This is a genomic window from Mesotoga sp. UBA5847 (genome assembly GCF_002432735.1).
In the GTDB taxonomy this organism is placed as follows: Bacteria; Thermotogota; Thermotogae; order Petrotogales; family Kosmotogaceae; genus Mesotoga.
Genome location: NZ_DJGL01000106.1, coordinates 76,810 through 77,607, shown reverse-complemented (window position 1 = coordinate 77,607; position 798 = coordinate 76,810). Strand labels below are relative to the sequence as shown.

Sequence of the window (798 nt, the reverse complement as noted above, 5' to 3'; positions counted from 1 at the left end):
ACCTAGACTGCACTCCTGCCACAAGCTCAGCCGTGAACCTTGAAATCAGGTGAAGAACGTCTTCTCTGTCTTGAGGACTCTCTATGAAATCATATCTATCTCCGTCAATAACTAACTTACGACAGAAGGTGACGCTGTTGATCCATTCGCTGTAAAGACCATTCAGTCTTTCGATGTAGTCCTCGCTGACACCACTCTCGAAACCACGCCCTCTCTTCCTTATTCTCTTCAACAACACGTTCTTCGAGCACTTAAGATAGACAATTCCGTCTGGGGCGGTCAGATGTTCAGAAAGTGTCTGGTAAGTGTCCATGTATAATTGCCAGTCCCTTTCATCGATATAACCCATAAGCTGAAGATTGCGAGCAAATATCTCAACGTCCTCATATATAGTTCTGTCTTGAAGAATCACTGCGCCCTCTGTCACGACTCTCTTGAGGAAGTCGAATCTCTTTATCAAAAAAAATAGTTGCGAGTGGAAGGCCCATCGCTCCATGTTGGAGTAAAAATCCTTCAGAAACGGGTTTTCATCCACTGCTTCGTAGACCCCTCTGAATCCCAGAGTCTCCTCAAGAAGCGAGGTGAGAGATGATTTTCCTGCTCCAATGTTTCCGCAAATTCCAATAATCATAAGATCGCCTCGATTCTCTCAAAAACCTTCTTGAGATCTTCTGGATTTCTCACAAAATCGATGTTCGAAGTATCAATTCTCAGAACCTGGCTTTCGGTCACGTCTTTCATGTAATTCTCATAAGCATCGCTTAACATCGAGATATAGGTCCTGTCCATTCTTCTCTC

1 protein-coding gene is annotated in these 798 nt (G+C 44.0%); it reads right to left on the bottom strand.

Translation table 11 applies throughout. From position 1 onward, the window contains the following. The coding region (locus B3K91_RS13465; protein WP_292592189.1) for a deoxynucleoside kinase at window positions 1-631 on the bottom strand (631 nt) is incomplete at its 3' end. Window positions 632-798 lie beyond the last annotated feature (167 nt).